General features: G+C 72.8%; 25 protein-coding genes. 10 read left to right on the forward strand and 15 right to left on the reverse strand.

Features of this window, described 5'->3' with window-relative positions:
- Window positions 1-21: 21 nt before the first annotated feature.
- Both ACWBNA_RS09620 and ACWBNA_RS09625 read left to right on the forward strand, forming a co-directional pair.
- Window positions 22-1,263, forward strand: a complete 1,242-nt coding sequence (locus ACWBNA_RS09620; protein ID WP_482703826.1) for an ROK family protein — start codon at window positions 22-24, stop codon at window positions 1,261-1,263.
- Window positions 1,264-1,391: 128 nt separating this feature from the next.
- Window positions 1,392-1,841, forward strand: a complete 450-nt coding sequence (locus ACWBNA_RS09625) for an RpiB/LacA/LacB family sugar-phosphate isomerase (RefSeq protein WP_482703827.1) — start codon at window positions 1,392-1,394, stop codon at window positions 1,839-1,841.
- On the opposite strand, the gene ilvY is transcribed toward ACWBNA_RS09625, so the two are convergent.
- Entirely contained in the window at window positions 1,838-2,695 is an 858-nt protein-coding gene (gene ilvY / locus ACWBNA_RS09630; RefSeq protein WP_482703828.1) for an HTH-type transcriptional activator IlvY, read from the reverse strand. The genes ACWBNA_RS09625 and ilvY overlap by 4 nt on opposite strands.
- An 89-nt stretch (window positions 2,696-2,784) precedes the next feature.
- Between ilvY and ACWBNA_RS09635 the strand changes: the two genes are divergently transcribed.
- Window positions 2,785-4,254, forward strand: coding sequence for a ketol-acid reductoisomerase (locus ACWBNA_RS09635; RefSeq protein ID WP_482703829.1), 1,470 nt, complete (start codon window positions 2,785-2,787; stop codon window positions 4,252-4,254).
- A gap of 129 nt (window positions 4,255-4,383) precedes the next feature.
- Here the strand turns inward: ACWBNA_RS09635 and ACWBNA_RS09640 are convergent, their stop codons facing one another.
- The 4 genes from ACWBNA_RS09640 to ACWBNA_RS09655 all read right to left on the reverse strand — a co-directional run bounded on the left by ACWBNA_RS09640 (window position 4,384) and on the right by ACWBNA_RS09655 (window position 6,794).
- On the reverse strand, window positions 4,384-4,560 hold the full coding sequence (locus ACWBNA_RS09640) for a DUF1272 domain-containing protein (protein ID WP_482703830.1): 177 nt from the start codon (window positions 4,558-4,560) through the stop codon (window positions 4,384-4,386).
- Between the two features lie 142 nt (window positions 4,561-4,702).
- Window positions 4,703-5,614 carry a phosphotriesterase family protein gene (locus ACWBNA_RS09645; protein ID WP_482703831.1) on the reverse strand — a complete coding sequence of 304 codons (912 nt, stop codon included), beginning with the start codon at window positions 5,612-5,614 and terminating at the stop codon, window positions 4,703-4,705.
- Window positions 5,608-6,192, reverse strand: a complete 585-nt coding sequence (locus ACWBNA_RS09650) for a DUF4865 family protein (protein ID WP_482703832.1) — start codon at window positions 6,190-6,192, stop codon at window positions 5,608-5,610. Before ACWBNA_RS09650 ends, ACWBNA_RS09645 begins: the two co-directional genes overlap by 7 nt.
- Window positions 6,193-6,203: 11 nt before the next feature.
- Window positions 6,204-6,794: a TetR/AcrR family transcriptional regulator gene (locus ACWBNA_RS09655; protein ID WP_482703833.1), complete on the reverse strand. Its 591-nt coding sequence runs from the start codon at window positions 6,792-6,794 to the stop codon at window positions 6,204-6,206.
- Window positions 6,795-6,972: 178 nt separating this feature from the next.
- Here ACWBNA_RS09655 and ACWBNA_RS09660 point away from each other — a divergent pair, with 178 nt between their 5' ends.
- The gene (locus ACWBNA_RS09660) at window positions 6,973-7,257 is read left to right on the forward strand and encodes an SHOCT domain-containing protein (protein WP_482703834.1); all 285 of its coding nucleotides are present in this window, start codon (window positions 6,973-6,975) and stop codon (window positions 7,255-7,257) included.
- Window positions 7,258-7,575: 318 nt separating this feature from the next.
- Here ACWBNA_RS09660 and ACWBNA_RS09665 read toward each other — a convergent pair whose 3' ends face one another.
- Both ACWBNA_RS09665 and ACWBNA_RS09670 read right to left on the reverse strand, forming a co-directional pair.
- Complete coding sequence (locus tag ACWBNA_RS09665; RefSeq protein ID WP_482703835.1) at window positions 7,576-8,106, reverse strand: ATP-binding protein; 531 nt, start codon at window positions 8,104-8,106, stop codon at window positions 7,576-7,578.
- A 187-nt stretch (window positions 8,107-8,293) separates the two neighbouring features.
- A complete protein-coding gene (locus ACWBNA_RS09670) occupies window positions 8,294-8,617 on the reverse strand; it encodes a hypothetical protein (protein ID WP_482703836.1) in 324 nt (107 codons plus the stop codon).
- A gap of 346 nt (window positions 8,618-8,963) precedes the next feature.
- On the opposite strand from ACWBNA_RS09670, the gene cds1 reads away from it, so the two are divergent.
- Window positions 8,964-10,085, forward strand: coding sequence for an L-cysteine desulfhydrase Cds1 (gene cds1 / locus ACWBNA_RS09675; RefSeq protein ID WP_482703837.1), 1,122 nt, complete (start codon window positions 8,964-8,966; stop codon window positions 10,083-10,085).
- Here the strand turns inward: cds1 and ACWBNA_RS09680 are convergent.
- On the reverse strand, window positions 10,082-10,555 hold the full coding sequence (locus tag ACWBNA_RS09680; protein WP_482703838.1) for an SRPBCC family protein: 474 nt from the start codon (window positions 10,553-10,555) through the stop codon (window positions 10,082-10,084). The two genes, cds1 and ACWBNA_RS09680, sit on opposite strands and share 4 nt — an antisense overlap.
- A gap of 63 nt (window positions 10,556-10,618) precedes the next feature.
- Window positions 10,619-11,449 carry a DeoR/GlpR family DNA-binding transcription regulator gene (locus ACWBNA_RS09685; RefSeq protein WP_482703839.1) on the reverse strand — a complete coding sequence of 277 codons (831 nt, stop codon included), beginning with the start codon at window positions 11,447-11,449 and terminating at the stop codon, window positions 10,619-10,621.
- Between the two features lie 291 nt (window positions 11,450-11,740).
- Here ACWBNA_RS09685 and ACWBNA_RS09690 point away from each other — a divergent pair, with 291 nt between their 5' ends.
- Window positions 11,741-14,089 carry a hypothetical protein gene (locus tag ACWBNA_RS09690; protein WP_482703840.1) on the forward strand — a complete coding sequence of 783 codons (2,349 nt, stop codon included), beginning with the start codon at window positions 11,741-11,743 and terminating at the stop codon, window positions 14,087-14,089.
- Here ACWBNA_RS09690 and ACWBNA_RS09695 read toward each other — a convergent pair.
- The 4 genes from ACWBNA_RS09695 to ACWBNA_RS09710 form a co-directional block, all read right to left on the reverse strand.
- Window positions 14,059-16,497 (reverse strand): right-handed parallel beta-helix repeat-containing protein, encoded by a 2,439-nt coding sequence (locus ACWBNA_RS09695; RefSeq protein ID WP_482703841.1) that lies wholly within the window; start codon window positions 16,495-16,497, stop codon window positions 14,059-14,061. The two genes, ACWBNA_RS09690 and ACWBNA_RS09695, sit on opposite strands and share 31 nt — an antisense overlap.
- A gap of 108 nt (window positions 16,498-16,605) precedes the next feature.
- Window positions 16,606-17,211 carry an Rv1733c family protein gene (locus ACWBNA_RS09700; RefSeq protein WP_482703842.1) on the reverse strand — a complete coding sequence of 202 codons (606 nt, stop codon included), beginning with the start codon at window positions 17,209-17,211 and terminating at the stop codon, window positions 16,606-16,608.
- A gap of 197 nt (window positions 17,212-17,408) precedes the next feature.
- A complete protein-coding gene (locus tag ACWBNA_RS09705) occupies window positions 17,409-18,236 on the reverse strand; it encodes an MOSC domain-containing protein (RefSeq protein WP_482703843.1) in 828 nt (275 codons plus the stop codon).
- 41 nt (window positions 18,237-18,277) lie between these two features.
- Window positions 18,278-18,727, reverse strand: a complete 450-nt coding sequence (locus ACWBNA_RS09710) for a DUF6643 family protein (RefSeq protein WP_482703844.1) — start codon at window positions 18,725-18,727, stop codon at window positions 18,278-18,280.
- A gap of 299 nt (window positions 18,728-19,026) precedes the next feature.
- Here ACWBNA_RS09710 and ACWBNA_RS09715 point away from each other — a divergent pair, with 299 nt between their 5' ends.
- Window positions 19,027-20,310: a TerD family protein gene (locus tag ACWBNA_RS09715; RefSeq protein WP_482703976.1), complete on the forward strand. Its 1,284-nt coding sequence runs from the start codon at window positions 19,027-19,029 to the stop codon at window positions 20,308-20,310.
- Between the two features lie 4 nt (window positions 20,311-20,314).
- On the opposite strand, the gene ACWBNA_RS09720 is transcribed toward ACWBNA_RS09715, so the two are convergent.
- Window positions 20,315-21,493, reverse strand: a complete 1,179-nt coding sequence (locus ACWBNA_RS09720) for a glycosyltransferase (protein WP_482703845.1) — start codon at window positions 21,491-21,493, stop codon at window positions 20,315-20,317.
- A gap of 57 nt (window positions 21,494-21,550) precedes the next feature.
- Between ACWBNA_RS09720 and ACWBNA_RS09725 the strand changes: the two genes are divergently transcribed.
- Window positions 21,551-22,336, forward strand: coding sequence for a glutamate racemase (locus ACWBNA_RS09725; RefSeq protein ID WP_482703846.1), 786 nt, complete (start codon window positions 21,551-21,553; stop codon window positions 22,334-22,336).
- 138 nt (window positions 22,337-22,474) lie between these two features.
- Window positions 22,475-23,020, forward strand: coding sequence for a hypothetical protein (locus ACWBNA_RS09730; RefSeq protein WP_482703847.1), 546 nt, complete (start codon window positions 22,475-22,477; stop codon window positions 23,018-23,020).
- A 44-nt stretch (window positions 23,021-23,064) separates the two neighbouring features.
- On the opposite strand, the gene ACWBNA_RS09735 is transcribed toward ACWBNA_RS09730, so the two are convergent.
- The gene (locus ACWBNA_RS09735; protein ID WP_482703848.1) at window positions 23,065-24,072 is read right to left on the reverse strand and encodes an O-antigen ligase family protein; all 1,008 of its coding nucleotides are present in this window, start codon (window positions 24,070-24,072) and stop codon (window positions 23,065-23,067) included.
- A gap of 300 nt (window positions 24,073-24,372) precedes the next feature.
- Between ACWBNA_RS09735 and lnt the strand changes: the two genes are divergently transcribed.
- The gene (lnt, locus tag ACWBNA_RS09740) at window positions 24,373-25,986 is read left to right on the forward strand and encodes an apolipoprotein N-acyltransferase (protein WP_482703849.1); all 1,614 of its coding nucleotides are present in this window, start codon (window positions 24,373-24,375) and stop codon (window positions 25,984-25,986) included.
- Window positions 25,987-25,993: the final 7 nt, after the last annotated feature.

A 25,993-nucleotide genomic window follows, 5' to 3' on the forward strand; every position in this document is an offset into this window, starting at 1 on the left:
GATCATGGGAGACTCGCCCTCATGAGCGGCAAGGCGGACCCCCGTACGGCGGGGGAAGGGACCACCTCGAGAGCGCGGCTGGACCGGGGGCGCGGTGCGCTCGGGCCCGCGTTGGAGCTCGTGCACACCGGACGCGCGCCGACCCGTGCCGTGCTGACCGCCGAGCTCGGCGTGACACGGGCCACCGCCGGCGCGGTCGCCGCCGAACTGGAGGCGCTCGGGCTGATCCGGGTCGACGCCCGGCCCGGCGCGGCGGCCGGTTCGCAGGGGCGGCCCTCGCACCGGCTCGCGGTCGCCGAGGACGGGCCAGTCGTGCTCGCCGCGCAGGTGCACGCCGACGGGTTCCGGGCGGCGCTGGTCGGACTGGGCGGCCGTATCGTCGCCACCGCGCCCGGCTGCGAAACCGTCGAAGAAGATCCCGCGAAGGTTCTGGTGTCCGTCGTGGAGGCCGGCGCCGAACTGCTGCGCACCACCGGGCGGCGGTGCGTGGGCGCGGGTCTCGCCGTGCCGTCCGCGGTCGCCGAGCCCGACGGACTCGCCCTGAACCCGTTGCACCTGGCGTGGCCGGTGGGCGCCCCGGTCCGCCGTATCTTCGCGGAGTGCGTGCGCGCGGCCGGGATCGGCGGACCGGCCTTCGCGGGCAACGACGTCAATCTCGCCGCGCTCGCCGAGCACCGGCACGGCGCGGGCCGCGGCGCCCGGGACCTGCTGTGCGTGGCGACCGGGCACCGGGGTGTGGGCGGCGCGCTGGTGCTCGACGGGCGTCTGCACACCGGCAGTGCGGGGCTCGCCCTCGAAGTCGGCCACCTCACCGTGAACCCCGAGGGCCGCCCCTGCCACTGCGGCAGCCGCGGCTGCCTCGACGTCGAGGCCGACCCGCTCGCCTTCCTCACCGCCGCGCGCCGCGACCCGGGCCCCGAGGTGTCCCTCCTCCAGCAGGCCAACGACCTCATCCGCAACCACTACGACGACCCGTACGTCCGCACCGCCACCGAGGCCCTGATCGACCGTCTCGGCCTCGGCCTGGCCGGCCTGGTGAACATCCTCAACCCCGACCGGATCATCCTCGGCGGCCTGCACCGCACCCTGCTGGGCGCCGACCCGCACCGCCTGCGCGCGGTCGTCGCCGACCGCAGTCTGTGGGGGCAGAGCGGCGGCGTCCCCATCCTGGCCTGCACCCTCGACCACAACAGCCTGGTCGGCGCGGCCGAGCTGGCGTGGCAGCCGGTCCTGGACGATCCGCTGACCGCGCTGGCCGGGTAGCGCCCACGCCTCCTCGGCGGCGGGACCACCCGAGGCCGGTGTTCGCGCAGAGCGGCACCCACAACCGCCGGGCCCGCTGACCCGTCCGTTCCCTGGGAGCCCGAGCCACCCCCGGGTAGGGTCGTGGCATGCGGATCTCCGTTTCCTCGGACATGGACGAACCCGTGGCGCGCGCTCTCGTCAGGGAACTGCGCGATCGCGGCCACGAGGTCGTGCCGTACGGCGCGCTGAACCCCGGCGACGACCCCCGGTGGGCCGTCTGCTCGGAGACCGCCGCCCGCGACGTCGCCGCCGGCACCGCGGACCAGGCCGTCGTGTGCTGCTGGACCGGCACGGGCGCGTCGATCGCCGCGAACAAGGTGCCCGGCGTACGCGCCGCCCTGTGCACGGACGCCTACACGGCCGACGGCGCCCGCCGCTGGAACGACGCCAACGCGCTGGCACTCAGCCTGCGGCTGACGTCCGAGCCGCTGCTCAAGGAGATCCTCGACGCCTGGTTCGCCGCCACGGCCGGCGAGGACGCGGAGGACCGGGAGAACGTGGCCCGCGTCGAACGACTCGACCTCGGCAGGAGCTAGCTCTCCGGTGCCGTGAGGCTCCACAACGCCGCCACCAGTGGCCGGCGCAGATCGGCCCGCCGTACGCACAAACCGATCGGAAACGGCTCCGGCAACGGCTCGACCGGCAGCACGGCGAGCCGGTCGCGCACCGCGCTGTGCTCCAGCACGAGACGGGGGACCACGCCCGTGCCGCAGCCCAGGGCGACGAGCGTCAACAGCCCTTCGTGACCGTCGGGTTCGCAGGCCACCTCGGGTGCCGTGCCGCGCGTGCGGAACCAGCGGTCGGCGGCCTCGCGGACCAGCCCGCGGTGGGGAAGGACGAAGGGACCGTCGAGGCCGGGGCCGGGGCGGTCGCGCGCGGTGACGAGAACCAGCTCGGTGACCGCGACCGTACGGCTGACCAGGGGCTCCGGCAGCCTCGCCGGGATTCCCGCGACGGCCACGTCGACCTCGCCCTCGTCCAGCCGGGCCAGCGCCGCCGCCGCGTCGCCGGTGCGCAGATCGAGCCGTACCTGGGGGTGTGCGGTGCGGAACGGGGTCAACAGGTCGGGCAGCAGCGCCTGACAGGCCGTCACTGTCGCGAACACGGCCAGCCGACCGGTGAGTTCGGCCGGGTCGGGGTGCTCCTCGCGGTAGGCGCGCCACAACTCCAGTGCCTGACCGGCGTATTCACGGAAGCGGTGTCCCTCCGCCGTCAGCGACACGCCGCGCGGCCCACGGTCGAACAGCCGGTGCCCGAGGTCGGCCTCCAGTCGCTGCACGGTCCGGGTGAGGGTCGCCGGGCTGACATGGCAGTCCAGGCTCGTCCGGCCGAAGTTCAGCGTCCGCGCCAGATGCAGGAAGAGGCGCAGCTCCCGGTGATCGTCCCGCATGCCCGTGACCTGGCCCTTTCGCTTCACGCAACAGTGCGCTGCAAAGGTTGCGCTTGCCGCAACGCTCGCGCCGAGCCTACAACTCGACCATGACCTCGACCACGTACACCTCCCGCGTCTTCGCCCTCGAAGCGATGGACGTGCCCGACGGCACCGAGACCATCCTGCGCGGCGGCCGGCACCTGTTTCCCCTGCTGCCGAAGGCCTTCGACGGCGTCCGCCGCATCGGCGTCCTCGGCTGGGGCCCGCAGGGCCGCGCCCAGGCCCTCAACCTGCGCGACTCGCTCGCCGGCACGGACATCCGCGTCGCCGTCGGACTGCGCCCCGGCTCCCGGTCGGCCACCGACGCCCGTGCCCACGGCTTCACGGAGAAGGACGGCACGCTCGGCGACTGGCTCGCCGTCGCCGCCGACAGCGACCTGGTCGTCCTGCTGATCGCGGACGCCGCGCTCGCCGCCCACCACCAGGAGATCTTCGCCGCCCTCCGGCCCGGCGCCGCGATCGGTCTCTCCCACGGCTTCCTGCTCGGCCACCTGCGGGCAACCGGCGGCGACTTCCCGTCCGGCCACCCGGTGATCGCCGTGTGCCCCAAGGGCATGGGCGACTCGGTGCGCCGCCTGTACCAGCAGGGCGCGGAGGTCAACGGCGCCGGGATCAACAGCAGTTTCGCCGTGCACGCCGACCCCGACGGCCGGGCCGTCGACCTCGCGCTCGGCTGGTCGGTGGCGCTCGGGTCGCCGTACACCTTCCGCACCACGCTGGAGAGCGAGTACCGCTCCGACATCGTCGGTGAACGCGCCATCCTGCTCGGCGCCGTGCACGGCATCGTCGAGAGCCTGTACGGCCGCCACCGCCTGGCCGGGGACGACGAGGTGACCGCGTACGAGAGGTCCTGCGAGAACGTCACCGGACCGATCGCCCGCACGATCTCGCAGGCTGGACTCCGTGCGGTGCGCGACAGCCTCGACGCGGCAGGGCGGGACGTCTTCGACCGCGCCTACGCGGCGACGTACGCACCCTCCCGCGAGATCGTCGCCGAGATCTACGACGAGGTCGCCGACGGCACCGAGCTGCGCAGCGTGATCCTGGCCGAACGGCGGCTCGGCGGCCGCCCGATGACCGAGATCGGCGGTTCACCGATGTGGTCCGTCAGCGACCGGGTCCGGGCCCGGCGGGCCCGGCGCGAGCTGCCCGTCGATCCGTTCACCGCCGGTGTCTTCGTCGCCACCATGCTGGCCCAGGTGGACGAGTTCGCCGAGCGCGGGCACCCGTGGTCGGAGATCGTCAACGAGTCCGTCATCGAGGCCGTCGACTCGCTGCTGCCCTACATGCACGCCCGCGACGTGGCCCACATGGTCGACAACTGCTCCCGGACGGCCCGTCTCGGGGCCCGCCGCTGGGGCCCGCGCTTCCAGGCGGCGTACGAGCAGATCGCCTTCCCGGCCGCCGAAACCCCGGCCGACCCGGCCCTGTTGACGGCCTTCGCCACCCACCCCGTCCACGAGGCCCTGGCCGCGGCGGCGAAGCTCCGGCCGTCCGTGGACATCGCGGTGGCCTAGGGCTGTTCCGTGGCCACGGCGCTCCGCGCCCACGGCACTCCGCCGGTACAGCGCGTGCTCCTGCGCGGGGGGCCGCCCCTGGCGAAGCGTGCCTGCCGGTTGCCGTCAGGTCCCGTCAGTCAGGTCCCGTCAGTTCCTGCGTGGCCGGGCCACCAGCTCCCCACCGCAGTTGGGGCAGAGGTCCCGCAAGGCCTCGCCGCACGGCACGCAGAAGGTGCACTCGTACGAGCAGATCCGGGCCGGCGCGTCCGGCGGCAGCGTCGCCGTCTCGCAGCGTTCGCAGCGCTCGCGCATCTCCAGTGGCATGTCGTCGCCCTCCTCGTCGCAGTCCCGCTGCCGCCATCCTCCGGGCGCGGGGCGCGGCCGACAGGCGCCGAAAGGGCCAAAGGCCGACGTGATCGGGCCAGGTGGTCGTCGTCCCCTGGCCCGGGCCCTGGCCCGGGGCGGGTCAGCGCCATTGCGCCGCGAACGCCGCGCCCGGGTTCCGCGTGAGGATCCGCTCCACCATCTCCTCGCCCAGCTCGACTTCGAGCCGAGGCCGCACCCGCCGCAGCAGATACGGCATCCCCGGACCGCCGTCGACCGAGCGGGCCGCCGCGGTCGTGGTGTCGCCGCCGAGCAGCAGCCGGTCGCCGTATCCCGCGTCGGCGAGCGCTCGTACGGCGCCCGGCATCCGCCAGTCCGTGGCGTGGTTGGCGCGTGAGGGCCCGTCGAAGGCGAGGTAGCAGCCGGTCCGCGCGGCCTGGAGCTGCACCACGACGTCGGGGGAGCGGTTGAGGTGCCCCAGGATCACCCGGTGCGGTGGCACCCCCGACTCGCCGCACAGCAGGTCCAGTACGTCCAGGGCGCCGGTGCCGAGCTCCAGGTGGACGGCGATGGGCGCTCCCGTCGCATGGTGGGCCTCGGCCGCCGCTCTCATCGTCCAGCGGGCGTGCGCGTCGAGGGCGTGGAAGCCGCCCGCGACCTTGATCAGGCCCGCCCGGACCCCCGACGGGCCGATGCCCTCGGTCAGTTCGGCGACGAAGACCTCGGCGAGCCGGCCCCGCAGCCCGGCGAGGGTCTCGTCGTCGTAGTGGACGGCCTGGTGCAACCCGGTCGCGGCCACCACGAGCACCCCTGTCTCCCGGGACAGCGACGGCAGATCGGCGGCCCGTCGCCCCAGCCCGTACGGCGTCCACTGCACCACGCTGTTGCCGCCCTGCGCGAGGAACGCCGCCAACTCCGCGCGGGCTGCGGACACGTGCTGGAGTTCCTGCCCCGGCAGGCGGGGACTGCTGAAGAACAGGTGGTCGTGCGCGTCGCAGACGCCCAGGGCCGCGGGGCGCACGTCCCCGAGCACGGTACGGACCATGCTCACCATCGCCGCCCCCGCCGCATCCGGTCGCGCCCCGGCTGCGACAGGTGCAGCACCTCGAACACATCGCCTTCGGCCTTCGGCGCGTCACCCTCCCAGAGCGAGAAATGGACGAGCTCCCAGCGGCTCGTGTCCACGGCGGCCGCCGCCAGCACCGCTCCCTCCCTGGCCGCGAGCCGCCCCGCCTCACCCGCCGCGTCCTCCATCACCTCGCCCAACGGCACCCCGTCCGGCACCCGTTGCCGCCGCCGCACGGCGATCCGCGCGGGGGAGCCGGTCGCGGCGCCCTCCTCGTACGCCACTCCCGTCCACTGCCGGACCGCGGGGCGCCCGAAGTCGTCGGGGATCACCTGGAAGGCGCCGCCCCACAGGAAGGTGTTCATGCCCTCCATGGTGTTCCACAGGTAGAACGGCGCGTACTGGTTGACCGGCGATCCGCTGGTGCCCCGCTCACGCATCAGAAACGCCTTGAGGCCCAGGCCCTCCCAGCCGTCGAGCAGACGACCTTTGCGTGCGACCCGGTCGCGGACGACGCCCATGTCGTAGTCGGCGGGCAGCGTGAGCTCGTACTGCATGGCGTGCATCGGATGTCTCCTCAGGCCGTGTGGTCGGGGCGGGCCGACGCGAGCAGCGACAACAGGCCTCGGACGCCCGTGTCGAACGCGGCGGGCGAACCGGAGGCGCGGGCGAGGACGTAGCCGCCCTGGACCGTCGCGAGGACGGTCGCCGCGATCTCCTCACCGTCCAGCGAGGGCGCGAAGTGGCCCTGCTCCTTGCCCTCTTCGACGATTCCGGCGATCCGCTCACGGATCCGGTCGAGCGTCGCGTCGACCGGCGCGCGCAGTTCGTCGCTGGCGATGATCTCCGGGTCCATCGTCAGCCGCCCGATCGGACAGCCGCGCAGTACGTCGCGCTCCCGCCGCAGATACGCCTCGATCCGCTCGTACGGTGTCCCGGGACCGTCGAGTACTCCCTCGGCGGTGGCCAGCAACTCCTCCGCCGTCCGGCGGATCGCGGCCAGGGCGAGGTCGGGCTTCCCCTTGAAGTGGTGGTACATGCTGCCCTGCCCGGCTTCCGCACGTTCCAGGATCGCCTTGGGGCTGGTGCCCACATAGCCGCGCTCCCACAACAGCTCACGGGTGGACTCGATCAGTCGCTCCGAGGTGCTCACATCGGCACTGTACATACTAGTAGTTACAGGAGTCGAATCCTGGAGAGTCGAGGTCCGGGGGGGGGCAGTGGCGACACGCCCGCGTACTCCCCGGGAGGTACGCGCACCGCCGCCGGCCGTACGACGACCCGGACCCCTCCCCGGAGCCACTGTCGAGGCATCACCTGAAAACCCACCGAGGAGATGACCCGAGATGCAGACCCTGGCGCACTTCGGCGACGGCGGCCCCGGCCCGTGGATCCTGCTCTTCCCGCTGATCTGGGCGGCCGTCGTGATCGGCGGCATCACTCTGCTGCGCCGCACCGTATGGCGCGGACGCGGCGGACCCCGGCGGCGCCCGACCGTCGACGACAGCTCGCCCATCACCGTCCTGGGCCACCGCTTCGCCTCCGGCGAGATCGACGAGGACGAGTACTGGCGCCGGCTGTCCGTCCTGGACGAGCAGTTCGGCCGCACCGGCGAGGGCGGTGCGGCATGACCACCACCCCGCCACCAACGACACGCTGGTCACGGCCTCGGACGGGGTGAGCGGCAGCGCCTTCGCCTTTGCGATGCGACCCCCGCGGCTGACGGTGGTCGCGTCCGTAGGGGCTCGCGGCGGGAGCCCACGCGGGCCTGGCGCCCGACCCGGCGCGCGGCCCACCCGGACGTCCTGCGGGCCACGGCCACGCAGTGACGGGCAAGGGCCCACGGACGCCCACTGTCCCAACGCGTCGGCCGTGAGAGAGCCGGAGGGGCTCGCCACCGGCTTGGGTGCCCAGTGGGCGAACGAACCGAAAGAGGGGTCACCGCCCGGTCAGCCGGCAACGGCCGACCGGGCGGGAGCGTGTTCGGGCCTGCGCAGGTCGACGGCGTGCGCGACCTCCACGAACCGGTGCGCGGGTTTGTCCGCGACCGCCCGCCGTGGCGGGCGCGTGGCCGGCCGCGCGGACGAGGGTGTCGGCAGCGTGAACCACACGACCTTGCCGGACTCGCCCTCCGGCCGCGCGCCCCAGCTCTCGCTGACCGCGGCGACCATCGCGAGCCCGCGCCCGCACGTGGCGAACGTCTCGGCGTCCTCCACGACCGGCAGCCGCGGGTCGTGGTCGCGCACCGAGACCGTCAGACGGTCGAGCAGCAGCTCGATCTCCACGGTGCACGTCTTGTCGGGCTGGGCGTGGCGGTGGACGTTGGTCAACAACTCCGTCACGCCGAGCGCGGCCCGGTCTATGAGCGGATCCAGATGCCAGTAGCGCAACTGCGCCGATACGATTCTGCGGACCTGGCCGATCCGCGACGGCAGGGCTTGGAGCTCCACCGCGCAGTGCCTGCTTGGGTGACTGATCACGGCTGCGACTCCCCGACGTAGGTCCGGAAGAACACGGAGTTCGGATCGATCCAGCAGCGTGCCTTGCGTGAAACGGCCGCCTGCTGTCGTGGCCCGGCGGGCTGGTTCGCAGCGTTATCGCCGGTAAACCCAGAGTGACGTGAGACAAGAGTGGCCCAGGGGGTGCGGTCCCGCAACTCACGGTGATTCAGTCGTTACGCCCTGCGGCCCGCCGTACGGCCTCGATGAACCGGCGCGCCGCGGGCGGCCCGGGCTCGCCCGGAGCGGGGTCGTGCTCGCCCAGGGTCAGCAGGTAGCGGTTGCCGTTGAGGTCCGCCAGGGCTCGGTCCTCCGGGGCGAACCACGGTTTGGAGGCACGCACGGCCTGCACCGGCGCGCTGTCGATCTCACTGCCGTAACTGGTGAGCAACTCCAGCCGGCCGTCGCTGATCCGGACCTGGCCGGCCCGGGTGAGCGAGCGCAGCCGCTTCCCGATCCGCACGCCCGTGGCCGTGAACTCCGGCTCCGCCATCCCGCCCCGCCCCCTAGTGCGTGTGGGTGTCCCGGCCCTTGCTTCCGAGTGGGCCGTTGACCTGTTCGTGTCGTGATCCAGTGTGCGCCCCCGTGGGCGACCTTCGTCCCGTCGGGCAGTCTGCCCGCCTCCGACGTCCCGCACCAGTGCGCACGACCGCCTCGCCGAGAGCGCCCGGAGCACTCGCGCGAATGCGCCCCCACCTCCTGGTGCCGCCCAGCCCCAGGGGTGCCTTTGAGGTGCTCAAAGGCATGTTTATGCAGGTGAGAAGCGTGCGGAAGGTGTCTATGATCGAGGTGGCGGCCGCGCGACGCGCCGTCGGCGCGCAGCCCTAAGGAGCCCCGCCGTGAGCACCCCGCAGAGAACCCGGACCGGCGAAACCCTCGACGTCGACCACAGCGACGTGGTCTACCGCGGCTGGCTGAAAGAGGCCGTGCGCAAGGTCCAGGCCGACTCCAACCGCTCGGCCGACACGCATCTGCTGCGCTTCCCGCTGCCCGAGAAATGGGGCATCGACCTGTACCTGAAGGACGAGTCGACGCACCCGACCGGCAGCCTCAAGCACCGGCTCGCCCGCTCCCTCTTCCTCTACGGCCTCTGCAATGGCTGGATCCGTCCGGGCCGCCCGGTGATCGAGGCGTCCAGCGGCTCGACGGCCGTCTCCGAGGCGTACTTCGCGAAGCTGATCGGCGTGCCCTTCATCGCCGTCATGCCGCGCACGACGAGCGCCGAGAAGATCCGCCTCATCGAGTTCCACGGCGGCCAGTGCCACTTCGTGGACGACTCGCGGAGGATGTACGAGGAGTCCGCCCGCCTCGCGGTGGAGACCGGCGGCCACTACATGGACCAGTTCACCTACGCCGAACGGGCCACGGACTGGCGCGGCAACAACAACATCGCCGAATCCATCTTCCGCCAGCTGCGTTTGGAGCGGTTCCCGGAGCCCGCGTGGATCGTCGCGACAGCCGGCACCGGAGGTACCTCCGCGACCATCGCGCGCTACGTCCACTACATGCAGCACGACACCCGCATCTGTGTCGCCGATCCGGAGAACTCGTGTTTCTTCGAGGGCTGGACCACCGGCGATCCGGACGTCACGTGCGACTGCGGCTCCCGCATCGAGGGCATCGGCCGGCCCCGTATGGAACCGAGCTTCGTGCCCGGTGCGATCGACCGGATGATGAAGGTCCCGGACGCGGCCAGCGTCGCCGCCGTCCGCGCCCTGGAGCAGGCCATCGGCCGCAGGGCGGGCGGTTCGACGGGCACCGGGCTGTGGAGCGCGCTGAAGATCATCGCCGAGATGGTCGCGGAGGGCCGGCAGGGCAGTGTGGTGACGCTGCTGTGCGACCCCGGGGACCGCTACCTCGACAAGTACTACTCGGACGCCTGGCTCGCCGAACAGGGCATGGACATCGCGCCGTACACGGCGGCGATCGTCTCGCTGCTGGAGTCGGGTGTCTGGCGCTAGCGCGCCGTCAGTCGTCCCTCGAGCGCGGTGACGGCTTCGCGGAAGGCCCGCCCGAGGCCCCCGCGCACGAAGGTCAGCGCCAGCCGGAACGCCGCCGGCCCGTCCGCGGCGAAGGTCCACTGCACGCGGGTGCCGGTGCCCGACGGGACCAGCCGCCACTCCTCGACCAGCGCGCGAGCGCCGGGCGCGTTGGTCTCGTCGACGCGGTAGGCGTACACCTCGGCCTCCTTGGCGACGAGGACCGTCTCCAGGAAACGCGTCCCGCCCTTGAGCCGGATCTCGCGCCGGGCCCCGTCGTCGCAGGACCGGGCCAGCGTCACCGCCCCGAACCAGTCGGTCCAGCCGGGCACGTCCTCGGCCAGTGCGCGGAAGACTTTCCCGGGGGGAGCGGAGATCTCCCGCGCGAAGACCAGGCGTACGGGGGCGGTCTCGACGAACTCGATCCCCACCGGGCGCAGCTGACGGGCCATGGGCAGAACCCCCTTGGGGGAGGCGGGCGTTGACCGGGCAGCGTCACATTAGCTGACGGTCAGTCACTCGTCTGCATCTTCGCCGGGCTCGCCCGCCACGACCAGCCGCCGCAGATGCTCCGAGATCTCCGCGCGTGCCTCGCCGGGCAGCCCGGCGTCCGTCACCAGCGTGTCGACCTGCTCCAGTGCCGCGAACGAACTGAGGCCCACCGTCCCCCACTTGGTGTGGTCGGCGACGACCACGACCCGCCGCGCCGACTGCACCAGGCGCCGGTTGGTCTCGGCCTCGGCGAGGTTCGGCGTCGACAGGCCGGCCTCGACCGATATGCCGTGCACACCGAGGAACAGCAGGTCGAAGTGGAGCGCCGCGATCGCCTGGTCCGCCACCGGCCCCACCAGCGAGTCCGACGGGGTGCGCACCCCGCCGGTCAGCACCACCGTGGCCGCGCCCTGCCGGGGACCCGAGGTGCGCTGCGCTACGTGGAAGACGTCGGCCACCCGCACCGAGTTGGTGACGACGGTCAGGTCCGGCACGTCGACCAGCCGGTGCGCCAGCGCGAACGTCGTCGTACCGCCCGACAGGGCGATCGCGCTGCCCGCCACGACCAGCTCCGCCGCGGCCCGCGCGATGTCCTCCTTGGCGGTCAGCTCCAGACCCGACTTCGCCTCGAAGCCCGGCTCGTGCGTGCTCGCCTCGACCACCGGGACCGCGCCGCCGTGCACCTTCTCCAGCACGCCCTGCCGGGCCAGCGCGTCGAGGTCACGTCGTACGGTCATGTCCGACACGCCGAGCTTTCGGGTCAGCTCGTTGACACGGACGCCGCCGCGGCGGCGCACCTCGTCCAGGATCAGGGCACGTCGCTGCTCCGCGAGGAGGTTCTGATTCTCGCTCACGTACGCTCCGGTCCTTTCGCCTCAACCCGTCCGACACGCCCTGCGCACCGCCTGTGACAAGGACATTTTGCCGGGTGCTGGTGCGCGGACGCCCCATCCTTGCACGCGCCGGTGGGGGTAGCGCCACCGACCGTCCCGACGCGGGCGTGCCGCCCGGGTGACATCCGGGCCGCCGACCGGCACACGGATCGGGGAGATTCCGTGACGAGAGGTGTGCGGCACGCGCCGAACAGCGATCCTTGTCCCCGCACAAACAGATGCCGACAGCGCGTCACGGGGGAAGTGCGAACAGTGGAACGTGCGCAGGAACGTGCCTCGACCGCCGGAGCCGACGGCTCCGCCACCAGGCCCGACGAATCAGGAGCCGCCCTGGAACTCCTCGTCCACGGAGTCGGCGGCACCACACCCGAGAAGATGCTCGACGATCCGCGCACGGTCCGGATCACCGGCGACGACACGGCGGCCGTCTTCCGGCGCGCCGCCGACGCCGACGCCGAATCACGACCGCACGACCACCGCGGCCGGCCGGTGCCCGAGGCGTACGTCTGGTGCAACCTCACCTCCGGCAACGGCACCCGCGCCCTGTGGCTGTTGCTGCTGCCGTTCATGGTCGTCAACCTCGCCCACTGGATGCGCCCCACCGCGCGCGGCCGCAGACGGACGGTGCGTCTGTACGGGCTGCTGGTGCGGCTCACGGGACTGACCCTGACCGTGCTGCTCGTCGCCGCGGTCTGCGAGGTCGCCCTCGACCTCGCGGCCTGGCAGTGCGCGGGCACGCGCGCGTGTGCCGGGCGGCACTCCTGGCTCGGCTTCCTGTCGCCCACCGTCTCCGACGGCGGCTGGTGGAGCCGGCCCGGCCGCCGCCTCGCCCTCGCGGCACTGGTCCCGGCCGCGCTCACCTGGCTGCTGTGGTACCTGTCGCACCGCACCTGGAGCGCGTACGAGTCCCAGCAGCCGATGTCCCGCACACCCGAGCGGGACGAGGAGACCGGCCGCACCGCGCTGGGCCGGCCCGGCTTCTGGTACGGACGCCGCCTGGTGGCCCGGCTGCGTGCCGCCCACACCGCCGCCGGACTGCTGACCGTCGCCGCCGCCGTCGGTACGGCCGCGGCACGGTTCGACCACCGGCCCGGCGGGCCCGCGCCGCTCGACGCGCTGGGCCGGCTCCTCGAAGCGGCGCTCCTCGCCGCCGCGGTGGGCGTGGTGTGGGTGGTCTGCCGCAGGGGCCGCAGCGAACACCGCCTCGACCGGGAGCTCGACGCCCGTCTCGTACGTGGCCTGCCGCTCACCTGCGTCGTCCTGCTCGTGCTCGCCACCGTGTACGCCGGCTGGGAGCGCCCGGGATGGGAGTCGGCCGGCCGGCTGCCGGGCGACGCGACCTTCGGCGGCATCGTCCTGCTCCAGGGCCTGCTCGTCATCGCCCTCGGCGCGGTCGCCCATGTCCTGCACCGCGCCCGTCCCGACCCGCGCGCCGCGATGCGCGGCCTGGGCGGGCCCGCCGTCGCGATGCTGGCCTGCGCACTCGGCGGGGTCATGTCCGGCGGCGTCTCCCAGCGCGTCGCCGACTGGCTGGACGGCACCGGCACGAACATCCCCGGCCCGCCGGTCCTGCTCACCTGGCAGGCGTCCGTCATCCCGCCGCTGCTCGTCGTCCTGCTGGTGCTCTGCGGCTGGCTGGCGTGGCGGACCTGGCTCCTGCGCCGGGCCGAACTGGCCGCGGTGGAACGGGACTACCCGGGCGAGCCCAAGGACACCACCCGCACCCGCCGCATCGCACGGATGCGCGCGACGGCCACGCTCACCGACCGCGGACCCCTGCTCGTCGCGGTCACCTCCACCACGACCCTCCTGCTCGGCGCCGGGGCCCTGGTCGGCGCGATGGCCACCGACCGGGTACCCGCCGAGGCCGCACGGCGGACACCCGCCTTCGTCCAGGGCGTCGCCGAGACCGCACAGGCACTGGGCTCCTGGCTGATCGGACTCGGCTTCATACTGTTCGTCACCTGGGGCCGGCGCGCCTACAAGGACGCCTCGGCGCGCCGCACCATCGGCATCCTCTGGGACGTCGGAACCTTCTGGCCACGCGCCGCCCACCCCTTCGCACCACCCTGCTACGCCGAACGCGCGGTGCCCGACCTGACCTGGCGGATGGCCACCTGGACCCACGCCACCGGCGGCCGGCTCGTCCTGTCCGGACACTCACAGGGCAGCGTGCTCGCCGCCGCGGCCGCCTGGCAGCTGAAGCCGTCCGTCCGCAAACGCGTCGCGCTGCTGACGTACGGCTCCCCGTTGGAACGCCTCTACGGCCGCTGGTTCCCGGCCCACTTCGGCCCCGCCGCGCTCAGCGCGCTCCACCAGGACGTCGACTGCTGGCGCAACCTGCATCGGCCCACCGACCCGATCGGCGGCCCGGTCCGGCTGCCCGGCGACTGCGGCCCCGAGGTGGACCGCGAAGCCCTCAAGGACCCGCTGGCGTACGGCCGTACGAACGAACACCCTCTGCCCGCGCCGATCCTCGGTCACTCGGACTACCAGGCCGACCCGGCGTTCGCGGAGGAACGGGGACGGCTGCTGGCCCGGCTGCGGCCGGACGTACCCGTGCAGCGGCCTCAGGAGGACCCGGGCAGGTCCTCCGCGTAGAGCAGCGTCAGGTCGTCCTTGCTCGGGTCGGCGACCTGGGCGACCCGGCTCGCGTGCCGCTCGACCATGGCCTCGAAGGTCTGGCGGGCGGTACGGCCGTTGCCGAAGGCCGGCCCCTTGGGGAGCGTCGTGAAGTACTTCAGCAGGGCCTGAGAGGCGCCCGGTGCCAGCCGGTACTCGTGCTCCTCGGCCTGCTGCTCGACGATCCGCAGCAGTTCCTCGGGGTTGTAGTCGCTGAAGGTGATGGTCCGTGAGAAGCGGGACGCCACACCGGGGTTGATCGAGAGGAACCGCTCCATCTCGGCCGTGTAGCCCGCGACGATCACCACGACCGCGTCCCGGTGGTCCTCCATCAGCTTCACCAGCGTGTCGATGGCCTCCTTGCCGAAGTCCCGGCCCGAGTCCTCCGGCGACAGCGCGTACGCCTCGTCGATGAACAGGACACCGCCGCGCGCCTTGTCGAAGGCCTCCTGGGTGCGGATCGCCGTGGATCCGATGTGCTCGCCGACCAGGTCGACGCGGGACACCTCGACGAGGTGGCCCTTCTCCAGCACGCCGAGGGAGGCGAGGATCTCGCCGTAGAGACGGGCGACCGTCGTCTTGCCGGTGCCCGGGGAGCCCGTGAAGACCAGGTGGCGCTTGACCGAGGCCGCCTTCAGGCCCGCCTCCTGCCGGCGCCGGCCCACCTCGATCATGTCCGTGAGCGCCCGGACCTCGCGCTTGACGCTGTCCAGGCCCACCAGCGCGTCCAGTTCACCGAGCACGGCCTTCGAGGTCCGCGCCGGCTCCTGTGGCTCCGCGCCGGTGACCAGCGGCTCCTGTTCGGTGGCGCGCTGCCCGGGGATCGCGCCCAGCAGGCCGGCCGACCGGGACACCGTCTGCACGGCGGTCTCGGCCGCCGCCGGCTGTCGCGGGCCGCCGCTCTCGTCGCTGGTGCAGTCCTCGACCACGGGACCCGCACCGGATCCTTCGTCCGGGCCGGCGTCCGCGAACTCGTAGCCACCGCGCGCGCACCGCTCCGTGCGGCACTTCTTCAGCGTCGTACGGCAGCCGTCGATCACATGGAAGCCGTAGCCTCCGCTGCCCGTGACCCGGCAGTTCAGGAAGCTGCCCCGGCCGCCGGCGGAGACGTAGAAGCCCGCTTCGGCGGGGGAGTCGACCGTGCAGCGCTCTATCGTGGGGTCGGCGCCCTTGGTGACGATCACGCCGGTCTGGGTGCCGTCCACCGTGCAGTTGTTGAGGGTGCCGCCGCTGCCGTGGTCGCGGAACCAGGCGCCCGTCGCCGCGTCGCGGATGCGGCAGTCGTCGAGCTGCGCGGTGGCCCCGTCGCTCACCGACACGGCCGTGTTGCGCACCTGCCAGAGGTCGCTGTCGACGACGTCCGCGCGTGAGCCGCGGTCCAGGACGAACAGGGCGTCGGGTACGTCGTGCACCCGGCAGGAGTCGAGGACCGCGGTGGCGCCGTCGCTGACCCAGACGGCCGGGTAGTCGCCGGTGCTGTCGAAGATCTCGCACTGGTTGGCGTCCACGCGCGTGCCCGGGTCCCACACCGACAGCCCGTTGCGCCCGAACTGACGCACCGTCGTCCGGGTCAGCGTCAGCACCGAACGCGACCGCAGATCGACGGCGTTCTCCGGGATGTCGTGGATACGGCAGTCGGCCAGGGTCAGGACCGCGTCCGTGTCGAGCGTGACGCCGTCCGCCGTGGTGCGGTGCACGTCGCAGTCGGTGAGGTGGGCGGTGGCCCGGCCGGTGACCTGGACACCGCTGCCCCGGACCTCGTAGACCTCGCAACCCACCGCTTCCAGCGCGGAGTTCTCACCGGTCACCGACAGGCCGACGCCCGACGCGTGGTGTACCCGGCAGCGGTCCAGCCGGGGGTGCCCACCGCCGCGCACCGCGACGCCCGCCTGGCCGGCGGCGACGACCTCGCACTCCTCGAACACGCCGCCCCCGCCGTCGACCACGGCGATGCCGATGCCGGCCGGGTTGTCGACGGTGCAGCGCCGCACGGTCGGCCGCGCGCCGCCGCGCACCTCGATACCGGCCGCGGACCGCGTCACGATCCGGATGTCCGTGAGCTCCGGCGTGCCCTCCTCGACGAGCAGGGCGGGTGCTGCCGCGTCCTGGCCCTCCACGTGCAGGTCCTGCACCACGGCCGAGGCGCACACGGTCAGCGGCACCCCGTCCAGGGGCGCGATGCGCACCGAGCCGGGAGAACCCTCGGGACCGCGCAGGGTCACCGCCCGCTGCACGACGAGGTTCTCCCGGTAGGTGCCGGGGGCGACGGTGAGGACATCGCCTTCGGCCGCGGCCTCCAGGGCGGCGGCGAGCGATGCGTACTCACCCGTGCGGCGCCGCCAGCGCGATGTGCCGGTGTGCGTCACCTGGACCGTGCCCTGTGCCATGGCGTTGCTGTGCCCCCACCTCGTGGTACGCGGGTTGATGCCGAATACGTTCGGCCGGTCCACCGTAGCGTGCGCGCAGGCGGTGGGTTGACCAGAGCCGGAAGGCAGTCAGCTGCCGGTGCCGGTCCTGCCCCAGTCCGGGCCGGCCCGCTCCCATGCCTGGTCCCAACGGGCGTACCGGCGGCGGACCATGCGCCACACCATGAGCCGTCTGCCCGCCTCGACGAGGCCCGTGGTGAGCAGGGCCGCACCGACCCCGGCGAGGACGGCGTGCGTGGTCGCCGTGGCGGAGTCGAGCGGGCGGGCCGCTATCCGGCCGTGCTCGTCCGTCCACAGTGTGAAGTGGTCGCCGCGGTGCGGGGTCTGGAGAGCGGCGATCACGGTGCCGTGGTGCGCGGTGCCGTCCGGTGCGGTCCAGTCGGCCTCCACCCGGCTGCGCAGTTCCCGGCCGGAGGAGGTCTCGGGGTCGGCGTCCAGAGCGGAGCGGTCCAGTTCGCGGACCACGGTGGCGGTCACCGGGTGACGCGACTCGCGCTGCTCCCGCACCGACCGCTGCAACGCGTCCTGGGCGACGCCGCCGACGAGCGAGCCGATCACGGGGCCGACGACCAGGATCAGCAGCAGGGCCACGAGGGCCGTCCAGGCCTCGGCCAGATCGGTCGCACGGCGCAGCGGATTGTGCCGCCAGCGCCAGAGTCCGCTGATCGCTCGCACCGTCTCGCACCCCCTTCCCGCTCCGTGATAACTCCCGGCGGAGTCGTTCACGCGCGGGCCGGGCCGAAGAGAGAGCGAAATCACCTGTGGCCGGGTCCGTTCATGAACTTCTCACGGAACCCAACGACCGGACCCCCGGCCGGTGTTCCCATGAACCCGCCCCCCGTCCCGACCGGTCCTGCTCGGCCCGGTCCGCCCTATTCGAGAACGGTCACCGGATCGCCGACCCGGATCGTGCCGGAGGAGAGGGGCACCAGGTTCTGCCCGAACACGAGCTTGCCGCCGAAGCGCCGGTGGCGGCCGAGGGTGCGCAGGGGTTCCCTGCCACGGTCGGCGGTGCTCTGGTCGGTGGTGGTCACGACGCACCGCCCGCACATCTTGGCGACCCGGAAGGCGACGTCACCGATGGAGACGCGCGACCAGTCGTCCTCGGCCCAGGCTGCGGTGCCCGAGACCACCACGTTGGGCCGGAAGCGGTTCATGGGCAGCGGGCCCTCGGCCGCGTGGTCACCTTGGGCGATCAGGGAGTTCAGGGCATCGAGGGACGCCGCCGTGGTGAGAAGCAGCGGGTAGCCGTCGGCGAACGAGACGGTCTCGCCCGGCAGCGCGAACTCCGGGTCGACGGGCCGGCACGTGGCGGGGTCGGCCATGTGGAGCAGGCGCGTCTGCGCACCGAGGTATGCGCTGCACCAGGCATGCGCGGCGGTGCCCTCGGCCGGTACCCCTTCGACCTTGTCGCGGAAGATGTTCACCGGCTCGGTGGTGCCCGGGCGCGGCACGGGCACGGTCAACGCGTCCATGCCGGGCGCGGACAGACGAATGCCGCCGCCGGGCAGAAGCTCGGCGGCGGCCCGCGCGAGGCGCGGTTGTTCGCGTTGCGTGACGACCTTTCCCCCGTCGTCGACCAGTACCCAGCGTCGGTCACCGGCCAGCCCCCAGGGCTCCACGACGGCCTCCCGGGGCGCCTGGCCCCGGAACGCCTTGACCGGATGGACGTGAATCGACTGCAGCTGCGCGTTCCCCATGGGGCCATCGTGCCAGCCGCCGCCGACAGCCCGGAAGAAGATCAGTAGCCGCCTCGGTACTGCTGGTTGTTGTACGGGTCCTGGTACGGAGTCGGTGCGGGGCGCGGTGCCGCCGGCCGCATCGCCTCGTACCCCGTGCCCATTCCGGGGCCCGCCGGTCGCGGCTGCTGCTGTGCCTGCGGCCCGGGGTAACCCCGTGGCGCGCCGGCCTGTTGCGGGATGTACGCCCCGGGCGCCTGCTGCAGCGGCGCGGGCTGTTGGGCCTGCGGGTAGCCGTAGCCGTAGGCGGGCTGGGACGGGCCGGCCGGAAGGGCGGGGAGTGCCGACGGCAGCGCGGGCAGGTGGTTGCCCGGCATGTCGTACGCGGCGGGGACCCGGATCGGGGCGATCTGCGGGGTACCCCGCTCGGCCACGAGCCGGTCATAGATCGGAGTGTCCGGGAAGGAGGCGGAGTAGTAGCCGCCACCATAAGTGGAGCGGGGGGAGGTCATGGCACATAAGTTAAGCCCACGATGTGCTGGTTGGGGAGACCGATAAGAGGGTTGTTTTCCGTGTCGGCAGTGACGTGGGACCCCCAATGCGAGCGAACTTGGCAAAAAGGGGCGCCGCGCAAGACGTTTCTCATGTAAAGGCCGAGTTCCCGGGGGGTTACCGGCGGTTGATCATCGGTCTTCCTGTGCCGCTCATGCGAGTTCCCCGTCGCGGGGGAATAGGTTGGCGGGTAGGCATCCCGAGGCGACTGCCGGGGCGTATCCGGCGTGGGTGACACGTGAGGGGGGCGCACATGGCAATGCTCAAAGGTTCAAATGTTCCGGTGCCGTCGACGGCACTGCGCGTCGAATTGGGGTGGCGCTCCGGTCCGGGCGTCCCGGACGTGGACGCCTCGGCGCTGCTGCTGGTCGGCGGGAAGGTCCGCTCCGACGCCGACTTCGTCTTCTACAACCAGCCGGCGCACGCCTCCGGAGCGGTCCGTCACGAGGGCAAACGGGACGAGGGCGGCCAGGTGACCGACACGCTCGTCGTCGACCTCGCGCGCGTGGAGCCCGCGATCGAGACCGTCGTCCTCGCCGCCTCCGCGGACGGCGGCACGTTCGCGGGGGTGCCGGACCTCTATATCGAGGTGACGGAAGCCGCTCGGTCAACAGTGGTCGCCCGTTTCGACAGCAACGACGCCACGGTGGAAACCGCTTTCGTACTCGGTGAGTTCTACCGCCGTCAGGGCGCCTGGAAATTCCGTGCCGTCGGCCAGGGCTACGGCAGCGGACTGGAAGGCCTCGCCACGGATTACGGGATCACCGTCGACGAGCCCCAGCAGACCGCGCCCGTCACGACTTCCGGGCCCGTCACGACTTCCGCACCGGCTTCCGCACCGGTCACGACTTCCGCGCCCGTCACGCCCCCCGCGCCCGTGCCGCCCCCTTCCTCGGCACCCCCCGTCCGCCTCACCAAGGTCACGCTCACCAAGGCCGCCCCCTCCGTCTCGCTCACCAAACAGGGCGGCACCTCGGGCGCCCTGCGTGTGAACCTCAACTGGCAGATGCGCAAGCAGTTCTCGGGGTGGGGCAACAAACTGGGCCGGGCGGTCGCCATGCACGCCGACCTGGACCTCGACCTGTGCGCCCTGTTCGAACTCGCCGACGGCAGCAAGGGAGTCGTGCAGTCGCTCGGCAACGCCTTCGGCGCCCTGCACCGGCCCCCGTACATCCACCTCGACGGCGACGACCGCACCGGCGCCCTCGCGAGCGGCGAGAACCTCACCGTCAACCTCGACCATCAACGGGACTTCCGCCGCATCCTCGTCTTCGTCACCATCTACGAAGGGGCCAGGTCGTTCGCCGACCTGAACGCGACGGTCACCCTCCAGCCGCAGCACGGCGCCGCGATCGACTTCTCCCTCGACGAATGCACGGTCCCGTCGACGGTGTGCGCGCTCGCCCTGATCACCAACACCGGCAGCGACCTCGTCGTCCAGCGCGAGGCCCGCTACCTGGTGCCCGAGCGCGGAGTGAGCCCGCAGCGGACCGTCGACCACGCCTACGGATGGGGCATGAACTGGACCCCGGGCAGGAAGTGATCGCTCAGGTCTCGTCCCCCACGACGGCGTCCGGCCGCGCGTAGGTGCGGCCCTTCCACGCCGCACCGCGCCCCCTGTAGTGCTGCACCGCCGAATCCACCGTCATGAGGAGATAGAGGAACGCGGTGAACGGCAGCAGAGGAGCAAGCCACAGTGGCTGACCGTAGTAACGGAGCATCGGGACGTACGTCCCCGTCATCACCAGCCACGCGAGAGCGCCGAGAACCACGGCCGCCGCATCTCCCGTCGCGAGACCGGCGACCAGGGCGACGGGCGGCACGAGATACACCAGCACCAGCCCGGCCACCGTTCCGGTCAGCAGCAAGGGGTTGTGCCGCAACTGCGCGTACGCGCTGCGCGACACCATCCGCCACAGGTCGTACAGCCGCGGGTACGGGCGCACGCTGTCCACCCGCTCCGCCAGCCCCAGCCAGATGTGGCCGCCGCCGCCCTTGACGGCGCGCGCGAGCGCCACGTCGTCGATCACGGCGTGCCGGATGGCGTCCGGGATCCGCGCCCGCTCGGCCGCCTCGGTACGCAGCAGCACACAGCCGCCCGCCGCGGCCGCGGTCCGTGCCCCCCGCCTGCCGATCCGGCGGAACGGATACAACTGCGCGAAGAAGTAGACGAAGGCCGGCACGACGAGCCGTTCCCACACACTCGCCACCCGCAGTCGGGCCATCTGGGAGACGACGTCGAAACCGCCGGTACGCGCCGCCGCGACCAGATGACGGAGGCTGTCCGGCGCGTGGGCGATGTCGGCGTCGGTCAAGAGCAGGTACTCGGGGGCACGCGCGCGTGCCAGTCCGATGCCGTGGCGCACCGCCCACAGCTTGCCGGTCCAGCCCGCGGACGGCTCGCCGGGCGAGGTCACGGTCAGCGGCAGCCCTCCGTGACGCCGGGCCAGTTCGTGCGCCAGCTCCCCGGTGCCGTCCGAACTGCCGTCGTCGACGAGGAAGACCTCCGCCCGCCCCGGATAGTCCTGGAGGAGGAGCGAGGGCAGACTCGCCGACAGCACGCCGGCCTCGTCGCGCGCCGGTACCACGACACCGACCGACGGCCAGTCCCCGGGCTCTGTCCTGGACGGCAGTCTCACGTCCGTGCGCCAGAAGAAGCCCTGGCAGAGCAGCAGCCACACCCAGGCCGCGACGGATCCGGCGGCAGTCCACACGATGGCGCTCACGCGCGCAGTCTGCCCCACGGGCCCGGCCCGTAAGGGCACATCGTCTATCGTGGCGGGGTGAAGATCGCGCTCATGGACTCCGGGATCGGGCTACTGGCGGCCACCGCCGCGGTACGGCGTCTGCGACCCGACGCAGATCTCGTCCTCTCCCTGGATCCCGACGGCATGCCCTGGGGCCCCAGGACCCCCGAGGACCTCACAAGGCGTGCCGTGGCCGTCGCGGAGGCCGCCGCCGCGCACCGGCCCGACGCCCTGATCATCGGCTGCAACACCGCCACCGTCCATGCCCTGCCGGCCCTGCGCGCCCGCCTGGAACCCGGCATCCCGGTCATCGGCACGGTTCCCGCGATCAAGCCGGCCGCGGCCGGCGGCGGCCCCTTCGCGATCTGGGCGACGCCCGCCACGACGGGCAGCCCCTACCAGCGCGGCCTCATCGCCGACTTCGCCGACGGTGTGCCCGTCACCGAGGTGCCCTGCCACGGTCTCGCCGAAGCCGTCGAGCACGCCGACGAGGCGGCCATCGAGGCCGCCGTCGCCGCGGCCGCGGCCCTGACCCCGGACGACGTGACGACCGTCGTCCTCGGCTGCACCCACTACGAGCTGGTCTCCGAGCGCATCCGCGCCGCCGTGCAGCGCCCCGGCTTCCCCCCGCTCGTCCTGCACGGCTCCGCGGGAGCGGTCGCCGCCCAGGCGCTCCGCCGGCTCGGCGAGCAGCCCGCCCCGCGGGCGGCGGCCGACGGAACCCTGACGGTGCTGCTGAGCGGACGCGAGGGCAGCCTGCCCGAGCCCGCGCTGGCCTACGAGGAGGGTCGGCTCCTCAAGACGGTCAGCCCCGCCCGGTAACCCGGCGGACGCCCTCCGTACGCGGGACACGCGCCGGGCGCGGACAAAGAGGACGTCCGGCATCCGGTGCCTCCACCCGGAGCAGTCACTCTCCGCCACGCGCTACCCGCACAGCGAAACCTGAGTAATCTCGTAGGCATGAGGGACCACCCCAGCGGCGAGAACGCCCCGCACCCCGACGTCTGGACCGGGCGTGCCTCCAACCGGATCCAGTGGCTGCTCGCACTCGTCGGCGCCGCCTGCCTGGCGCTCGGCATCGAGCTGGCCGTCGACTCGGCCTGGACGTCGGGCATCGCCCCGCTCGTCATGTCCGTCGTCGGCTGCATCGCGGCCGGACTGCTGGTCCTCTTCGGCACCCTCGCCTTCGTGCACGTCGCCCTGAAGGTCGACAAGGAGAGCCTGGAAGTGCGCTGCGGCCACATGGGCCTGCCGCGCCGCCGCATCCCCCTGGCGCATGTCGCGGGCGCCGAGTTCGACCCGCACGTCACCCCGCGCCACTGGGGTGGCTGGGGCTACCGCTGGCGTCCCGAGAAGGGCACCGCGGTCGTCGTACGGCGCGGCGAGGGCGTGGTCCTGCAACTGTGGGACGGTCACACGTTCACCATCACCGTGGACGACGCGGAGGCGGCCGTGCGGGTGATCCGGGCCCGGCTGCGGTCGGGCACCGCGGGCGCCACGCACTGAGGCCCTGGGCCACCACGCACGCACCCGCGGCGAAGCCGCCCAGGTCACGGGGTCGGACCACCACGCGCGCGTACATCCGTCTCGTGGCCCGGTGACTCCTCGGCGAAGGGGCGTGCCGTGGCCAGTCCGGCCAGCAGCCCCGCGCCCGCCGACACCGTGGTGAAGCTCAGCGCGTTGCCGACACAGGCGATCGCCGCCAGAGCTGTCAGGGTCGCGGCCGCGGTGAGGGCGACCGGTGTCGGCCGTCCGGTGCGCCACAGCGCGTAGAGCACCCAGCCGAAGGCCGTCGCCAGCAGGGCGACGCCGACGATGCCCTGTTCGGCCGCCTGCTGGAGCGGCGCCGAGTGGGGCTTGCCGTCGGACACCAGTGACTGGGCCGCCGTCGTGCTGAGCTCCCCGAACCGTCCCGGGCCGACACCCAGCGCCGCCTCGTGGCGCGCCATGTTCAGCGCGTCGTGCCACAGCTCGATCCGGTGCTCGGTCAGCCGGCCAGCGAGGGACACCTCGAACCCGTCCGGCACTGCTTTCCCGGCGACCGCCCAGGTCAGAGCCGTCACCAGGGCCGCGGACAGGGCCAGTGCCACGAGGCCCGCGCCCCGGTGGCGCGTCCGGCCCGCGGCGAGCGAGAACAGCAGGACCGCGGTGCAGGCGGCGAACCCGCCGACCGAACCGAGAACGGCCGCGGTCACCGCGATCGCGGCGGCCAGTGCGCGCAGGGCGAGCCGAATGGCCGGCGCCGCGGCGGACCAGGCGGCGCAGCACGCGGCGCCTGCCGACAGGGTCAGCAGGGCGGCGGTGGCACCGGCGTGTCCCAGCGGGGCGATGATCTCGGGACCGGGGGTGAGCTGCGGCAGGCCCACCGTGAGGCCGAGCCCGGCCACGGCGCCCGCGCAGGGCGCCGCGACCGGCAGCAGCGCTCCGCAGATCCGCCCCGCCGCGTAACCGGCGCCTACGGCCAGGACCGCCAGCAGTACCCCCTCGGGGCGGCCGTCGTGCGCGGCCGCCGTGACCAGGGACCAGACGGCGCAGGCCCCGAGCACGACGACACCCATCGCATCAGAAACGTTGCGTCTGTCGCCGTCCTCATCCGGACCGGCCTCAGACGTCATCCTCGTGGAACCCACCGCGCCCCCCGAACCCGGTCGCCCCCGACCCGTGACGGTCCCTGTCGTCGCAGTCGTTACCGGCCCGTACGACAAGGACTTCGCCACACCGTAACCGCTGATGGGCGGTTTGTGGACGAGTTGGACCGAGTTGCGCAGGAACGTTGCGCCCGAGGTGCCGGGAGGCGTCCGCCGTGGCCGGCTGGACCACGCTGTCGGCACCGAGGTCAGCGGCCGTACACTCCCACAGTGACCGTCACCGCAACCCCCGTGGACGAGTCGGACCAGGTAAAGCCCCCGACCGCGCCCGTATCGCGCGCGGCGCGGCTCCTGCGTCGTCTCGCCCCGGCAGCCGCAGCCGCGCTCTCCGGAGTGCTGCTCTACGTCAGTTTTCCGCCGCGCACCCTGTGGTGGCTGGCCCTGCCCGCCTTCGCCGTCTTCGGCTGGGTGCTGCGCGGCCGAAGCTGGAAGGCGGGACTCGGTCTCGGCTACCTCTTCGGCCTCGGCTTCCTGCTGCCCCTGCTGGTGTGGACCGGCGTGGAGGTCGGCCCCGGCCCCTGGATCGCCCTGGTCGTGATCGAGGCGATCTTCGTCGCGCTGGTCGGCGCGGGCGTCGCCGCGGTGTCGAAACTGCCGGGTGCGCCGGTGTGGGCGGCCGCCCTCTGGATCGCCGGCGAGGCGGCACGCGCGCGTGTGCCCTTCAACGGCTTCCCCTGGGGCAAGATCGCGTTCGGCCAGGCGGACGGCGTCTTCCTCCCGCTCGCCGCGGTGGGCGGCACCCCGGTGCTCGGCTTCGCGGTGGCCCTGTGCGGTTTCGGTCTCTACGAGGTCGTCCGCCTGGGCGTCCAGGGGCGGCGCACGCGTACGGTACGGCGGTCCGCGGCGGCCGTCGCACTGCTGAGCGTGGCTGTGCCCGTGGTGGGCGCGGTGGCCGCCAGGCCGCTGGTGAGCGACAAGGCCGAGGACGGCACGGTGACCGTCGCGGTCATCCAGGGCAACGTGCCGCGTGCGGGGCTGGAGTTCAACGCCCAGCGCCGAGCCGTGCTCGACTACCACGCGCGCGAGACGGAGCGGCTGGCCGCCGAGGTGAAGGCGGGCAAGGTCGCCAAGCCGGACTTCGTGCTGTGGCCCGAGAACTCCTCCGACATCGACCCGTTCGCCAACGCCGACGCGCGCGCCGTCATCGACGAGGCGGCCAAGGCGATCGGCGTGCCGATCTCCGTCGGCGGTGTCGTCGAACGGGACGGCAAGCTCTACAACGAGCAGATCCTGTGGGACCCGGCCAAGGGACCTGTCGACACCTATGACAAGCGGCAGATCCAGCCCTTCGGCGAGTACCTCCCGCTGCGCTCGCTCATCGGCGCGATCAACGACAACTGGACCTCCATGGTCCGCCAGGACTTCAGCCGGGGCGGCAAGCCGGGCGTGTTCGACATGGACGGTGCCAAGGTCGGGCTCGTCACCTGCTACGAGGCCGCCTTCGACTGGGCCGTGCGCTCCGAGGTCACCGACGGAGCGCAGCTGATCTCGGTGCCCAGCAACAACGCGACCTTCGACCGCAGCGAGATGACCTACCAGCAGCTCGCCATGTCCCGGGTCCGCGCCGTCGAACACAGCCGGACGGTCACCGTTCCGGTGACCAGCGGCGTCAGTGCGATCATCATGCCGGACGGGAAGATCACGCAGAAGACCGGCATGTTCGTCGCCGACTCGTTGGTGCAGAAGGTGCCTCTGCGGTCCTCCCAGACGCCCGCCACGCGGCTGGGCATCGCGCCCGAGATGGCGCTGGTGCTGGTGGCCGCGGGCGGACTCGGCTGGGCCGTGGGCGCCGGTGTGCGCGGGCGGCGCGCCCGGCGCGCGTAACCGTACG

This window comes from Streptomyces sp. Q2, assembly GCF_056820935.1.

Bases quoted from the DNA above. Each gene is read 5' to 3' on its own strand.
- ACWBNA_RS09620 (WP_482703826.1), top strand. From the start codon at position 22: ATGAGCGGCAAGGCGGACCCCCGTACGGCGGGGGAAGGGACCACCTCG.
- ACWBNA_RS09625 (WP_482703827.1), top strand. From the start codon at position 1,392: ATGCGGATCTCCGTTTCCTCGGACATGGACGAACCCGTGGCGCGCGCT.
- ilvY (WP_482703828.1), bottom strand. From the start codon at position 2,695: ATGCGGGACGATCACCGGGAGCTGCGCCTCTTCCTGCATCTGGCGCGG.
- ACWBNA_RS09635 (WP_482703829.1), top strand. From the start codon at position 2,785: ATGACCTCGACCACGTACACCTCCCGCGTCTTCGCCCTCGAAGCGATG.
- ACWBNA_RS09640 (WP_482703830.1), bottom strand. From the start codon at position 4,560: ATGCCACTGGAGATGCGCGAGCGCTGCGAACGCTGCGAGACGGCGACG.
- ACWBNA_RS09645 (WP_482703831.1), bottom strand. From the start codon at position 5,614: ATGGTGAGCATGGTCCGTACCGTGCTCGGGGACGTGCGCCCCGCGGCC.
- ACWBNA_RS09650 (WP_482703832.1), bottom strand. From the start codon at position 6,192: ATGCACGCCATGCAGTACGAGCTCACGCTGCCCGCCGACTACGACATG.
- ACWBNA_RS09655 (WP_482703833.1), bottom strand. From the start codon at position 6,794: ATGTACAGTGCCGATGTGAGCACCTCGGAGCGACTGATCGAGTCCACC.
- ACWBNA_RS09660 (WP_482703834.1), top strand. From the start codon at position 6,973: ATGCAGACCCTGGCGCACTTCGGCGACGGCGGCCCCGGCCCGTGGATC.
- ACWBNA_RS09670 (WP_482703836.1), bottom strand. From the start codon at position 8,617: ATGGCGGAGCCGGAGTTCACGGCCACGGGCGTGCGGATCGGGAAGCGG.
- ACWBNA_RS09680 (WP_482703838.1), bottom strand. From the start codon at position 10,555: ATGGCCCGTCAGCTGCGCCCGGTGGGGATCGAGTTCGTCGAGACCGCC.
- ACWBNA_RS09695 (WP_482703841.1), bottom strand. From the start codon at position 16,497: ATGGCACAGGGCACGGTCCAGGTGACGCACACCGGCACATCGCGCTGG.
- ACWBNA_RS09705 (WP_482703843.1), bottom strand. From the start codon at position 18,236: ATGGGGAACGCGCAGCTGCAGTCGATTCACGTCCATCCGGTCAAGGCG.
- ACWBNA_RS09710 (WP_482703844.1), bottom strand. From the start codon at position 18,727: ATGACCTCCCCCCGCTCCACTTATGGTGGCGGCTACTACTCCGCCTCC.
- ACWBNA_RS09715 (WP_482703976.1), top strand. From the start codon at position 19,027: ATGCTCAAAGGTTCAAATGTTCCGGTGCCGTCGACGGCACTGCGCGTC.
- ACWBNA_RS09730 (WP_482703847.1), top strand. From the start codon at position 22,475: ATGAGGGACCACCCCAGCGGCGAGAACGCCCCGCACCCCGACGTCTGG.
- ACWBNA_RS09735 (WP_482703848.1), bottom strand. From the start codon at position 24,072: ATGGGTGTCGTCGTGCTCGGGGCCTGCGCCGTCTGGTCCCTGGTCACG.